Origin of the sequence: Alistipes sp., assembly GCF_048465635.1 — a bacterium.
In the GTDB taxonomy this organism is placed as follows: domain Bacteria; phylum Bacteroidota; class Bacteroidia; order Bacteroidales; family Rikenellaceae; genus Alistipes.
In genome coordinates, this window is sequence record NZ_DBFWLF010000028.1 from 142,379 (window position 1) to 155,974 (window position 13,596).

Sequence of the window (13,596 nt, forward strand, 5' to 3'; positions counted from 1 at the left end):
ATGGCAGGGAAATTAGGATTCGGCTGCATGCGCCTGCCGCTCACCGATCCCGACGACTTCGCCAAGGTGGACACGCAGCAGGTCGAGCGGATGGTCGACACGTTCATCGAACGGGGATTCACCTACTTCGATACGGCCTATATGTACCATGAGTCGCTGAGCGAGTGTATCGTGCGCGAGGCGCTGGTGAAGCGTCACGCCCGCGACCGCTTCACGCTGGCGACCAAACTGCCCACGATGTTTCTGGAAAAGGAGGGGGATCAGGAGCGGATTTTCGACGAACAGCTCGAAAAGTGCGGCGTCGACTATTTCGACTACTACCTGCTCCACAACCTCAATGTCTTCAACTACCGCAAAGTGCAGCGCTTCGACAGCTTCGCGTTCGTGGCCCGCAAGAAGGCCGAGGGGCGGATCCGGCACATCGGTTTTTCGTTTCACGACAGTGCCGCGCTGCTCGACGAGATCCTGACGGCGCACCCCGAGACGGAGTTCGTCCAGTTGCAGCTCAACTACCTCGACTGGGACAACGAGAGCATCCAGTCGCGCAAATGTTACGAGGTGGCGCAGCGCCACGGCAAGCAGGTTGTGGTGATGGAACCGGTCAAGGGCGGTGCGCTGGCCCGTGTTCCCGAGGCGGTCGAGAGGCTCTTCCGCAAGGTGCGGCCCGACCTGTCGCCCGCCTCGTGGGCCATCCGCTACGCCGCGAGCTTGGACGGGGTGATGATGGTGCTCAGCGGCATGTCGTCGCTGGAACAGTTGCTCGACAACACCTCCTACATGCAGCGGTTCGAGCCGCTCGACAGCCGGGAGCGGGCGACGATCGCCGAGGCCGTGCAGCTCTTGAACGCCTCGATCGCCATCCCGTGCACGGCGTGCCGCTACTGCGTGGCCGGCTGTCCCGAGCATATCGCCATTCCCGAGTATTTCGCGCTTTACAACGCCGACAAACAGTCGCTCAATGCGGGATTCTCCATTCAGGGGGTCTACTACAACAACCTTACGCAGTCCAACGGAAAGGCCTCTGCCTGCATCGCGTGCCGCAAATGCGAGCGGAGCTGTCCGCAGCACCTCCCGATCGTCGACTATCTGAAAAAGGTCGCGGAGACTTTCGAGGTCGCAGAGGAGTAGGCACTTCCGCGCTCTCTTCTTCACGTGCAATAGGGCGCAGCCGTCAACCGGCTGCGCCCTGTTGCGTCGGTATGAGTTGTGGCAGGGATGTTCGGGCGGTAGTAAAAAGCGGTAAAGACAGCCCGCATGGCTCTTTCCGTTTCGGGAGCGGTGGATGCAGGGCCAAAGCTGTAATACTTCGCGCAGAAGCGGTCCGCATGGCCCGCCGAATGCGACAGGTCACATAAAAAAGGGACGGCTCCCCTCAGCCGTCCCCTTGCGGTGGAATGTACTCCCCTACCGCTTTACAAGGCGGCGCAGGGCGGCGCTTGCGGGGGTGGCCGCAGGCGTATGGAGAATCTTCTTGCAAAGACGGGAGGTCGCTTCGAATTTCGATTCGCTCAGGCCGTAGGCATAGGCGATATAGTCCGTATCGGGCTTCAGTTCGTTAATTCGCGTAAGCGTGAAATCGCCCGTGCACAGGCTCCAGACATAATATTCGCCCGAGTCCTTCCAAAGATTTTCCATATCCTTCTTGAGAATCTCCTCGTCGCTCATTCCGGCGAAAGTATCCAGCGTCGTCAGCTCGCAGCGGAAAGGATTGGCTTCGGGCGTCGGGATGAACTTGATCTCCGTACCGGTGATGCCGAAATTGATGACCTCGATGCGGATCGGATCGTCGCTCTGCTCCTTGTCGCGGGTCATGAAAGGTTCGGTTTTGAACAGGCGGGTCGAAGCCGCGGCGTTAAGTCCCTGTTTGCCGACGCCGAAAGCGAATCCCACATACTCGTGGTTGGGCTCCAGCTCGCCGTAACTGTAGAGGAAGGCTCCCTTGTGGCACTGTTCCGGGATCACGGTCTCGTAGTCGGAACTCGAAATATGTTCGTTCAGGTCTTCCAGGCAAACGTCGATAACTCCGGCGTCACCCAGGGCGCTTAGGTTGCCTTTCTCCACGAAGAAGCAGAAATACCACTCGTCGTCGCGCGAGGGAGTGATCTGCACCGAAGCGCTGATATCCGTCACGTCCTTCATCTCGAACGTGAAGGTCATGTCCGACGGCTTCACCTTCGGCTCCTGCTCCGTGTGCAGCGACTCGGTGACAATGCCCGTCGTAATTTCTGCGTTGTAGCTCAGTCCGAAGACGAACTCCACATAATCGGTATCCGGAATGAGTTTGTCGGCTTCGAACCTGTTCACGCCCGAATGGATCAGCTGCATCGCCTTGCAATAGGCTTCGAAGGTGTATTCGTTGGCTTCAGCCAGTTGCGCGATGAGCGCTACCTGCTGCTGCATGAGCTGCTCGGGCGAACCGAACGAATCGTAATCGGACTTGGGAATGATGTTGCAGAAATAGGTCATCGAGGGATCGGCAGGTGTCACGGTCACCTCGACGTTGGAGAAGGTCACCTTGTCGATGCTGATCTCGAAGACCGGGACGGGTTTTGCGGTGGTAGTGAAGGTGCACTGCGCCCAGTCGGAATCCGTCCGTTTGCTCAGATCGCCCGATACAGCTTTAACACGGAACGTGTGGCTGCTCTCGGGTGCGAGCGGGTCGAAAGTGACCGACGTGGCGGTCGTATAGACCTCCTCGCCCCCGTCCAGTGTGTAGGAATAGCATTTGGCTTCGGCGACCGCATCCCAGCTCACCGTAGCCGATTCAGGCGTTACGCTTGCGGTCAAATGCTGGGGGGGGGGAATTTGGTCGGGCCGTGCGGATTCGTTCGAGGCAGAATCGTCGTCGCTGCACGCGAAGAGAGCGGGAATCAATGCCAGACACAGAAAATAGCGAAGTTGTTTCATGGGCCAAATCTTTTAAAAGGGTTTTTACTCGAAACAGCCGTTCACAGGGGAGGAAACGTATTCGACGGTAAATTTAAATAAATTTTGCCACGAATCAAAACTTGCACGAAAAAAACTTTTTACGTTATCGCCGCCTGCTCTCAGGATCGGAAGAACTTCACTTGCTATGTACGGTCGGGAACGAAGCAGGAACGGCATAGGTGCGCTGCAAAGTTTTTTTATCTTACGCTGTATCGCAAAATGACGATTTTAGGGGGGGGGACAGAAAGGGCTTATGTAAGACGCGGCAGACAAAAGAAAAGACCGATAATCATTTGATTATCGGTCTTTTAAATGGAGCGGAAAACGGGACTCGGACCCGCGACCTCAACCTTGGCAAGGTTGCGCTCTACCAACTGAGCTATTTCCGCAAGGCATGATTCGTAATTGCGAGTGCAAAGGTAGGTAAAAATTCCGGATCTCCAAATTTTTTGCGCGGAAAGTGCACGATTTTTACACGAACCCTGCCGAAAACCCGTGCCGGGTGCGTCTATTTGAAGATTCTGATCCGGCTTTCCAGCGGTTTGAACGTCTTCTCGCCCGGGTCTCCGGCCGGCATGCCGAATGGCATCTGGGCGATCAGCCGCCAGTCGGCAGGCAGGCTCCACCGCTCGCGCACCTCCTTGTCGATAAGCGGGTTGTAGTGCTGCAGCGAGGCGCCGAACCCGACGTCTTCGAGCATGGTCCACACGGCCAGCTGGTGCATGGCCGAGGTGTGTTCGGACCAGACCGGAAAATTGCCGGCATAGAGCGGGAAATTCTTCTGCAGCTGGCGCACTTCGGCCGTATCCTCGAAGAAGAGCACCGTTCCGCAGCCCGATGCGAAGCAGCGGTCGATCTTTTCCTCCGTGCGCGGAAAGTCCTCCACGGAAACGATCGCCTGCAAGGTGCGTTTGACGATCTTCCAAAGGGCCGCGTGATGTTCGTGCAGCAGCAGGACCAGCCGGGTGGACTGCGAATTGAAAGCCGACGGGATGTGCTTGACGGCGAACCGGACGATTTGTTCGATCTGCGCATCGTCGACGGGCGACTCGGCCGACAGGTCGTAATAGCTGCGACGATGCCGCAGCGCCTCCTTGAAATTCCGCTCCATGATCAGGTGTTTTTCTTCGTATGCTACAAAAATAGCACAACTTCGAAGAAATTGTTCCGTCATCCCCTCCGAAAACCTTATCTTTGTCGCCATGAAAGATGCGATCGAACTCTTTGCCGCATTGGGCAGCCGGCTGAGCCGATTCGGCTGCGACGAATATACGCGTGCCCTAACGGAGCGCGCCTGCCGCGTCAACGGCTGGTTTACCCCCGGTGAGATCAACCGGGCGGTGCGGACGCTCGCGGAAGAGATGCTGTGCGGGGATCGGCTGCGCACCTGGCTGGCCCGCTACCCCGTTCCTGTCGCCCGGCCGCGGCGCGTGCTGGTCGTGATGGCCGGGAATATCCCGCTTGTCGGGTTCTTCGACCTGCTGTGCGTGGTGGCGAGCGGCCACCGCTGCCTGGTGAAGCCCTCGGGCAAGGACAGCGTGCTGACGGAATTTATCCTGTCGGAACTGCGGCAGCTGGACCCGGAGATCCGGGCGGAGCTATACGACGGAACCTCGTCGGTCGATGCGGTGATCGCTACCGGCGGAGAGAGCGCCAACCGCTACTTTCGAACCCGCTATGCGGACATTCCCGCGTTGCTGCGGGGCAACCGGCACTCCGTTGCGGTGCTGTCGGGCCGTGAGACGCCCGAACAACTGGCGGGACTTGCCGATGACATCTGGACCTATTCGGGGCTGGGATGCCGCAGCGTCTCGCTGCTCTTTGTGCCGGAGGGATACGACCTGCGGCTGGAGATGCCGCCGGTGAATGAAAAGTACCGCAACAATTACCGCCAGACGCGTGCCCTGCTGGAGATGACCGGGCGGCCGTTCGTCGACCTGGGAGCCGCCGTGCTGGTCGAACAGCGGGAGTTTCCGGCGGCGCTCAGCGAGGTGTCCGTCGCCCGGTATCGTTCGTTGGAGGAGGTGACGGCCTGGCTCGGGGTGCACGATGCCGAATTGCAATGCGTCGTGACGGAGTGCTTTTCGCACAACCGCCGGGCTGCCTTCGGCCGGGCACAATCGCCCGCATTGACGGATTATCCCGACGAGCGGGATGTAATCGGGTTTCTTGCGGCGCTGAATTGACAAAAAGTATTATATTTGCTTCAGTAAACTTTGCTTAGACAGGCTGCGCCTGCACATAATTCCGGCTGACGCTCGATTCTGCATACGGCTTGCACTGTCTTTGCGCATAGACTTAAAACACTACTGCCATGTCGATGGTTTTCCGATTCCGCATGCTCAGCGACGAAAACGACAACTTCGTGCGCGATTACGAGGTGATGTACGATACGACGCTGTTGGACTTCCATAATTTTCTGCTCGAATCGCTCGAGTACGAGCCTTGCATGGCCTCTTTCTTTACGGCTGACGACCGTTGGGAGCGACAGCGCGAGTTCACCTCGATGGAGATGGACAGCGACGAGGCGGAGGGCCCGCAGGCCATGGAGCGCGTGACGCTCGGGCAGATCATCCACAACAACCGCGACCGGCTGATCTACCTCTTCGACCTGTTCGGCGACCGGGCCTACTACCTGGAGCTGACGGGCGCTTACGAGGCCGATCCGAAAGCCGACTACCCGCGGGAGATCTTCGCTCGGGCCGACGCCCCCGACCAGTACGATCCGTCGAAGCGTGCCGATGACGACGGCTCGATCTTCGACGAAGTGATGGGCGAATTCAACGATTTCGAAGGCGACGAGAGCTACGACGATGAATAAGCGGCTGCTGGTCGTCGTCGGACCGACGGGTTCGGGAAAAACCGACCTGAGCATCCGCCTCGCCCTGCACTACCGGGCGCCGATTCTTTCGACCGACTCGCGGCAGGTGTACCGCGGGATGCCGATCGGTACGGCGCAGCCGACCCGTGAGCAATTGGAAGCTGTTGAACATCATTTTATTGCCTCTCATGACATAAAGGATAATTTGAGCTGCGGCGCGTACGAAGTGCAGGCGCTTGCCCGGCTCGGGGAGTTGTTCGCGCGGCACGACTGCGTGGTTGCCGTCGGCGGCTCGGGACTTTACGTGCGGGCGTTGTGCGAGGGCATGGACGATCTGCCGCAGGCCGATGCGGCGCTGCGGGCCGAGCTGGCCGCCAAATTGGAAACCCGCGGAGTGGACGCGCTTGCGGAGAGGCTGCGGACGCTCGATCCAGATTATTACCAGCGTGTCGACCGGCGCAATCCGGCGCGCGTGATGCGGGCGCTGGAGGTCTGTCTGCAAACCGGACGCCCCTACTCTGCGTTGCGCACGGGAACGCGCCGCAAACGCGATTTCGAGACAGTCAAGATCGGCGTGAAGCTACCCCGCGAAGTGCTGTACGCACGGATCGACCGCCGGGTCGATGCCATGATGGCCGCGGGGCTGGAGGCCGAAGCACGGGCGCTCTACCCGTTCCGCGCGCTCAATGCTCTGCAAACGGTCGGCTACCGCGAGCTGTTCGAGTATTTCGACGGACGGATCAGCCGTGAGGAGGCGGTGGCGTTGATCAAGCGCAACTCGCGCCGCTACGCCAAGCGGCAGCTGACCTGGTTTGGCCGCGATCCGGAAATCCGGTGGTTCGCGCCCGACGACGATGCGGCGATCATCGAATACGCAGATTTTGGCAAGTCGTAAAATTTTCTTACTTTTGCCGCCGTCCCCGCTTCGGGGAATGCTGCTCGGATGGTGGAATAGGTAGACACGCCGGACTTAAAATCCTGTGACCAGTAATGGTCGTGCGGGTTCGATTCCCGCTCCGAGTACGCAACGACGGATGCCCCCTGAGGAGTATCCGTCTTTTTTTGCACCCCGGCCTAAAAACTACTAAATTTTTAGGACAATTGGATCGAAGCGCAGAAATTTTACTTATCTTTATGCTATCTAACTCGCTAACTTCGTGCGCCTATGAAAAAACTTCTTTTCCTCGGTTTGATGTGGGTGATAATCCCGGCAGGGTGCGGCCGGAAGACCGCACCTTTACGCAAGACCTACATTTACTGCTCGGTGGACACCCTCCGGCAGCGCCTTCCCTCCTATCAGATTACCTCGAACAGCCGCTTCCCCTACGGTAAATTCTCCCCGACGGAAAAGGTGTCCAACGCCGATTACCGCGACGGGCAGGCAGTGATCAGTCTGGAGATCGACCGTCCGACGACGGTGATGGTCATGCCCGTATGCGATTCCACGGTGAAGATGGCCCTGAGCGAAAGTTTCCTGCTGCTGCCGGGCGATTCGCTCGAACTGCTCAGCGTAACCGACAGCACCACCTTCCGGGGTTTTGCGAGCCTGAAGCCCGCCCTGGCGGAGGCGCGCTATGAGGACAACCGCTGCGACCGACTGCTGCAGGACGCTTTTCCGTACAAGGACCAGCCGAAGGTGGAAGCGGGCGACCTGATGCGGTACAAAGCCGACGTGACGGAATATTATCGGCGCAAGCGCGAGTTTCTGGACAGTTGCAGGATGCGGATGACGCTCTCGCCGGAATACCTCGACCGCTCCGAGGCGCTTTTTGCGATCGGCCGGTATAACGACCTGTGCTTCGCGCTGGACAAAAATCCCGATTCGGAAGTGCCCGCCGATTACTTGGAGGAGGTGGAGATTCCGCAATCGGTGGCCGGGTCGCCCGCCTACGTGTCGGCGCTGCTCCACAAGTACGTCAAACATGCGGTCGCCGATCCCACCGCCAATTTCGATGCGGTATACGCCGGGATCCGCAAAGCGCCGCGCCGGCTGCGCGACCACCTCACGGCGCTGATGATCGGCTACTACGCCGGAGAGGAGCTGCCCGCCTACAAGCCGCAGTTGGAAGCGGCGATCGACCGGGCGCACCGTACGATCGCCGATACGGTCCTGCTGGATTATATCGACCGGGCCGCGCGGTTCTACGCCCGGTGCGACGAGGCGCTTCCCGTTGAGGTGGACAGCGTGATGCTGCTTTCGTACGACGGCGCACGGGAAGAGACCCTTGCCGAGGTGCTCGCCCGTTTCGACGGGCAGCCCGTCTACCTCGATTTCTGGTCGAGCTGGTGTGTCGGGTGCATCATGGATATCATGCGGTCGGCCGAAGCGCGTGAATACCTCGAGGAGGAGGGCGTCGCCTACGTCTGCCTGTCGCTCGACGAGGATGCCGACGCCTGGCGCAAGGCGGCCGATCAATACAAGGTGGTGGAGAACTCCTACCTCGTTTCCGGGGAGTTCGATTCGCCGCTGTGCACCTATTTCGAAATAAAGAGCATTCCCCGCTATATCCTGCTCGACCGAGAGCATCGGATTCTCAGCTCGGACGCTCCGCGTCCCGTCGAATATTCGCTGGCCGATCTCCGGCGCCTGGTGGAGCGGCTGCATTGACCGGAACGCCGACCGAAGCCTCCCGAACCCTCGGGAGGCTTTTTTAGAGGCACGGCCTTGCGCGGGCGGGCAATAAATGACCTTCGTTCGCGTTAAACAGGAAAGATAGCGGGCAGGCGGCGGCCGTACGGTCGATTTTTGTTTTGAAATTCAAAATAATGCACTATCTTTGCAAGCGAAATTTCAAAGAGCCGGACGACCGTCCGGCGGTCGAAAATCACACTGAACAAATATTCTATGCAGGATTCGAATGCGCTCAAAGGGAAAAGCCTTGCGGAATTGCGTGAAATCGCAAAAGCGCTCGGCATCGAGAATGTCATGGTGAAGAAGCGCGAACTGATCGAAAAGATTACCGGAGGGGCCTCGTCCGAAGCCCCTGCCGAACAGCAAACCGAAGATACGGTCCCCGAAACCGTCGTTGCACCGGGCAAAGCGCCCCGCGGACGGCGTCCCCGCCTGTCGAAGTCGGAGCCTGCGGCCCAGGCCGCACCGTTGTTCCGCGAGGCTGCTGCGGAAGCGGAGTTTCCCGAGGAGGCGTCTCGGGAGCTGCCGTCCTTGCCGTCCGGGGACGAGGGATCGGAGCCTGCGACCGTGCAGGACGCCCCCGCTCAGGTTTCGGCCGAGCCGCAGAAGGAGCCGAAGCGCCGCGGCCGCAAGCCCAAGGCGCTGACGCAGCCGCAGCCGCAGGAGGAGCCGTCGGCCGGCCATGCCCCCGCTGCGGAGCCGAAGCAGACGGAGCGGGAGGAGGTCATCACCAAGGACGATTTCGCCGGCGAGATCGAGGGCGAAGGCGTGCTGGAGGTGATGCCCGACGGTTACGGATTCCTCCGCTCGGCCGACTACAACTACCTCAACTCGCCCGACGACATCTATGTCTCGCCCTCGCAGATCAAGCTCTTCGGCCTCAAGCCGGGCGATACGGTCAGCGGTGCGATCCGGCCTCCGAAAGAGGGCGAGAAGTATTTCCCGCTGGTGCGCGTGAACGAAATCAACGGCCTGGCCCCCGAATATATCCGCGACCGGGTTCAGTTCGAATACATGACCCCGCTCTTCCCGAGCGAGAAGTTCTGCCTGACGGGCAACGGTCACAACAACCTTTCGACGCGCGTCGTCGACCTCTTCTCGCCCATCGGCAAGGGGCAGCGCGCGCTGATCGTCGCCCAGCCCAAGACGGGTAAGACGATGCTCTTGCAGTCGATCGCCAACGCCATCGCCGACAACCATCCCGAGGTATACATGATCGTGCTGCTGATCGACGAGCGCCCGGAGGAGGTGACCGAGATGGCGCGCAACGTGAAGGCCGAGGTGGTGGCGTCGACCTTCGACGAACAGGCGTCGCGCCATGTGAAGGTGGCCGAAATGGTGCTGGACAAGGCCAAACGCATGGTCGAATGCGGCCACGACGTGATCATCTTCCTCGATTCGATCACCCGTCTGGCGCGCGCCTACAACTCCGTGCAGCCCGCTTCGGGCAAGGTGCTCTCGGGCGGTGTGGACGCCAACGCGCTCCACAAGCCCAAGCGCTTCTTCGGCGCGGCCCGCAATACGGAGGAGAAGGGTTCGCTGACGATCATCGCCACGGCGCTCATCGACACCGGGTCGAAGATGGACGAAGTGATCTTCGAGGAGTTCAAGGGAACGGGCAACATGGAGCTGCAGCTGGACCGCAAGCTGGCCAACAAGCGCGTCTACCCCGCCGTCGACGTGATCGCATCGGGTACGCGCCGCGAAGACCTGCTTCTCTCGCGCGAGGTGATGAACCGCACATGGGTGCTGCGCAAATACCTTTCCGACATGAACCCCGTAGAAGCGATGGAGTTCCTCCAGAAACAGATGAGCCTGACGGAGAGCAACGAAGAGTTCCTCGCCACGATGAACCACTGACGCTTACCCTTTCGAACGATCAACCGAACCGAATAAATCCCGCATGAGAAATCTATTGGTCATACTGGCCTGCCTGTGCTGCATCCGCGGCGCATACGGCTGGGGGCAGAAGGGGCACGACGTGACGGTCTACATCGCAGAATGTCACCTTACCCCCGAAGCCGCCCGCAAAATCGACAAGGTGCTCGGCGGTCACTCGCCGGTCTACTACGCCAACTGGCTCGACGTGGCCAGCCACACCCCTGAGTACGACTATACCCGTACGTGGCATTACCTCAACGTCGATGAAGGCGAGACGCTGGAGACGATGCCGAAGAATCCCAAGGGCGACATTTTGACCGCCGTCACGTCGATCGTCGCAAAACTCAAGGCGGGCGGAATGACGCCCGACGAGGAGGCGCTGCAACTCAAGATGCTGATCCATCTGGTCGGGGACATGCACTGCCCGATGCATCTGGGGCGTCTTTCGGACCTGGGCGGCAACCAGCGTCCGGTGCTGATGTTCGGACGACAGACCAACCTGCATTCGGCCTGGGACACGGCGATTCCCGAGGCGGCGCACAAGTGGAGCTATACCGAGTGGCGCGAGCAGATCGACCGTTTGGACGAGGACGAAGCGGCGCGCATGCAGGCCGGAGAGCCGGCCGACTGGCTGGCCGAATCGCTGGCCATCTGTCAGCGGATATATGCCCAGACGCCCGAGGGAACGAAGATTTCCTACGACTACGTGGACCAGTCCGCCCCCGTGATCGAGCGGCAGTTCCTGCGCGGCGGCTACCGACTGGCCCGCCTGCTGAATGAGATTTACGACGGCGAGTAGCGCCGGGTGGCGTCGAGTGACGCTGAGTGACGCCGCTACCTGTTTGCCGTGATCCGGCGCAGGTGAAAATACCTGCATATTGCGATTGCGGCTTACCCGGTTTTACACGATCTTTGCATACGAAACAGTGGAATATGTTCAGCCATATTTTGTATTGTGAGTTTGTGTGTGAAAACCCCTTCCGATTTCGGAAGGGGTTTTGTTTTTATACAGCTCTATAGAATCAGGCCGGCCGAAGGCTTTCCTTTGAAAGTCTTATTAAAATTGCATACCGATTTCGTATATCAGGAGAATCTAAGAGTGATAGTATTTATTTGTCTTTCACAAGATCTTGTAACATGATAATACTTTCGATTGTGATCCCACTTGACCGTTTCACCCAAATCCCGTGCTAATCGAATGAAGCATCTTTTTAGTTACAAAAAATGTTAATCAAATTTTATAAGAGATTGCCAATAATGAAAAGGTCCCTCGAAAGGGACCTCGTGAGCGGAAAACGGGATTCGAACCCGCGACCCTCAGCTTGGGAAGCTGATGCTCTACCGACTGAGCTATTTCCGCATTACGGAGTACAAAGATACTTCGCTTTTTTTATTTTTCAAGCATTCAGGGACGAAAATCGCTTCATCCGACGATTTTTTTCAGCGAAGCGAGGTTTTCGGGATTCGTCAGGCTCTTGCCTTCGGGCGTATAGAGGTAATCCAGACGCCGGCGGAAATGCTCCTCCACCTTCGTGCGCACGACCTTCATCGTACTGTTGACCAGTCCGTTCTGTTCGGTAAACGGTTCTTCGACGATGGCCAGCCCGGCAGGCAGCCAGCGCTCGGGGAACTCCCCGGCAAAGGGTCCTCCGGCCCGGTAGCGGTCGATCTCTGCGCCGAGCAGCCCGGCAGCGGCGGCCGCACGCGCGGGACCCGCTGCCCCGCGGCTGTCCAGCTCGCGGCAGAGCGCTTCGCGGTTGGGGACCACGATCGCGGCCGTGAAGGGCGACTGGTTGTTGTGAATCAGAATCTGGTCGATGTAGGGTGACTTGTCGACGATCGCCTCTTCCATCCCCTCCGGGCTGTATTTCTCGCCGTCCGAGGCGATCAAAAGGCTCTTGAAACGCCCCAGCACGTAGAGGAAGTCGTCCTCGGAGAGGTAGCCCATGTCGCCCGTGTGGAGCCAGCCGTCGCGCAGCGTATCGGCAGTTGCCGAGGGATTCTTCCAATAGCCGGCCATGACGTTCTCGCCGCGGACGACGATTTCGCCCTTCTCGCCGCGCGGGAGTTCATGGCCCGCCTCATCGACGATCTTCAGATCGAGCGGTACGAGCACCTTGCCCGACGAACCGAACCGATGCCAGTGGTATTTGGGCGAATTGGTCGAGATGACGGGCGTTGCCTCCGAAAGGCCGTAACCCTGGAACATCGGGATGCCGATGGCGTAGTAGAAGCGCTGCAGCTCGGCGTCGAGCAGCGCACCGCCCCCGACGAAGAACTTAAGGCTGCCGCCGAAAGCCTGCCGCACCTTGCGGAACAGCAGCGCGTCGAAGAGCGCCACGGCGGGTTTGAGCACCACGCGCCACCCTTTGCCCTTGCTGTATCCGTCGCGGTTGTAGGCGTAGGCTGTGCGCAAACCCAGGTGGAAAAGCGCCTCTGCGGCGCGTCCCTGCGCGCGGACCGAACTTTCGATGCTCCGGCGGAAGTTCTTGGCCAGCGCCGGAACCGACAGGAGGAAGTGCGGCCGCACCTCGCGGATGTTCTGCGGAATGTTCTTGAGCGTCTCCATCGGCGTTGCGCCGATCTGCACGGTGGCGACCGAAGCGCCGCAGGCGATCATGATGTAGAAGCCGACGACGTGGGCGAAGCAGTGGTCCAGCGGCAGGATGATGAGCGTGCGGTAGTAGGACGGAATGTCGATGCGCGAGATCGACTGTTCGACGTTGGCCGTGTAGTTGCGGTGCGTCAGCACGACGCCCTTCGGGTCGGACGTGGTCCCCGAGGTGTAGGTGATCGTGGCGTAGTCGTCGTTTTGGATGGCCTGCCCGATCCGCAGAAACTCGTCGCGGTGCGCGGCGAGGTATTCGCGGCCGAAGCGTTTGAGCGTGCCGTAGGCTGTTTCGCCCTTTTCGAGCGGAATGTGACCCAGCACGATGATCTGCTCGACGGCGGGCAGTTCGGCGCGGATGCGGCGGATCTTGGGAAGCTGCTGTTTCGACACGAAGAGCGCCCGGACCTCCGCATGGCGCAGGCGGAAGAGCAGGTCGTTCGACTCTTCGAGCTTGATGGAGAGCGGTACGCTGACGGCTCCGGCGTAGAACATGCCCAGCTCGGAGATGATCCAGGCGTTGCTCCCCTCGGCCAGGATGGCCACCTTGTCGCCGGGCCGGATGCCCAGCGAAGCGAGGCCCGCCCCCACCTCGAGGGCCTGTTCGCGGGTTTCGGCGTAGGAAGTGGGTTCGAATTTGCGATGCCGTTTTTCGAGCAGGAAGGTTTTCCTGCCGTACTTTTCGACGGACGTCTCGAACAGGTCGATGATGGTCTTTTTCATGGC

The 13,596-nt window shown here is 59.6% G+C and carries 10 protein-coding genes and 3 tRNA genes; 8 read left to right on the forward strand and 5 right to left on the reverse strand.

Translation table 11 applies throughout. The annotated features are described in order from the left end of the window. A complete protein-coding gene (locus ACMO9O_RS10260; protein WP_418983774.1) occupies window positions 1-1,128 on the forward strand; it encodes an aldo/keto reductase in 1,128 nt (375 codons plus the stop codon). A 276-nt stretch (window positions 1,129-1,404) separates the two neighbouring features. Here the strand turns inward: ACMO9O_RS10260 and ACMO9O_RS10265 are convergent, their stop codons facing one another. The 3 genes from ACMO9O_RS10265 to ACMO9O_RS10275 all read right to left on the reverse strand — a co-directional run bounded on the left by ACMO9O_RS10265 (window position 1,405) and on the right by ACMO9O_RS10275 (window position 4,039). Then, window positions 1,405-2,907: a fibronectin type III domain-containing protein gene (locus tag ACMO9O_RS10265; RefSeq protein WP_418983775.1), complete on the reverse strand. Its 1,503-nt coding sequence runs from the start codon at window positions 2,905-2,907 to the stop codon at window positions 1,405-1,407. A gap of 334 nt (window positions 2,908-3,241) precedes the next feature. After that, window positions 3,242-3,317: transfer RNA gene (locus ACMO9O_RS10270), tRNA-Gly, on the reverse strand. A 119-nt stretch (window positions 3,318-3,436) separates the two neighbouring features. Further along, window positions 3,437-4,039, reverse strand: coding sequence for a nitroreductase family protein (locus ACMO9O_RS10275; protein ID WP_418983776.1), 603 nt, complete (start codon window positions 4,037-4,039; stop codon window positions 3,437-3,439). 91 nt (window positions 4,040-4,130) lie between these two features. Here ACMO9O_RS10275 and ACMO9O_RS10280 point away from each other — a divergent pair, with 91 nt between their 5' ends. From ACMO9O_RS10280 to ACMO9O_RS10310, 7 genes are all read left to right on the forward strand, one after another. After that, the gene (locus tag ACMO9O_RS10280; protein ID WP_418983777.1) at window positions 4,131-5,114 is read left to right on the forward strand and encodes an acyl-CoA reductase; all 984 of its coding nucleotides are present in this window, start codon (window positions 4,131-4,133) and stop codon (window positions 5,112-5,114) included. A gap of 128 nt (window positions 5,115-5,242) precedes the next feature. Then, a complete protein-coding gene (locus ACMO9O_RS10285) occupies window positions 5,243-5,749 on the forward strand; it encodes an IS1096 element passenger TnpR family protein (protein ID WP_418983778.1) in 507 nt (168 codons plus the stop codon). Further along, entirely contained in the window at window positions 5,742-6,644 is a 903-nt protein-coding gene (gene miaA / locus ACMO9O_RS10290; RefSeq protein WP_418983779.1) for a tRNA (adenosine(37)-N6)-dimethylallyltransferase MiaA, read from the forward strand. The genes ACMO9O_RS10285 and miaA overlap by 8 nt, the downstream gene beginning before the upstream one ends. Window positions 6,645-6,686: 42 nt before the next feature. Next, window positions 6,687-6,772: transfer RNA gene (locus ACMO9O_RS10295), tRNA-Leu, on the forward strand. 142 nt (window positions 6,773-6,914) lie between these two features. Beyond that, complete coding sequence (locus ACMO9O_RS10300) at window positions 6,915-8,357, forward strand: thioredoxin-like domain-containing protein (protein ID WP_418983780.1); 1,443 nt, start codon at window positions 6,915-6,917, stop codon at window positions 8,355-8,357. Between the two features lie 237 nt (window positions 8,358-8,594). Then, window positions 8,595-10,241 (forward strand): transcription termination factor Rho, encoded by a 1,647-nt coding sequence (gene rho / locus ACMO9O_RS10305; RefSeq protein WP_418983781.1) that lies wholly within the window; start codon window positions 8,595-8,597, stop codon window positions 10,239-10,241. Between the two features lie 43 nt (window positions 10,242-10,284). Then, window positions 10,285-11,061 carry a S1/P1 nuclease gene (locus ACMO9O_RS10310; protein ID WP_418983782.1) on the forward strand — a complete coding sequence of 259 codons (777 nt, stop codon included), beginning with the start codon at window positions 10,285-10,287 and terminating at the stop codon, window positions 11,059-11,061. Between the two features lie 488 nt (window positions 11,062-11,549). Here ACMO9O_RS10310 and ACMO9O_RS10315 read toward each other — a convergent pair. Together ACMO9O_RS10315 and ACMO9O_RS10320 are read right to left on the reverse strand one after the other, a co-directional pair. Beyond that, a tRNA-Gly gene (locus ACMO9O_RS10315) sits at window positions 11,550-11,622 on the reverse strand. Window positions 11,623-11,685: 63 nt separating this feature from the next. Next, window positions 11,686-13,593, reverse strand: a complete 1,908-nt coding sequence (locus ACMO9O_RS10320; RefSeq protein ID WP_418983783.1) for an AMP-dependent synthetase/ligase — start codon at window positions 13,591-13,593, stop codon at window positions 11,686-11,688. Between the last annotated feature and the right edge of the window lie 3 nt (window positions 13,594-13,596).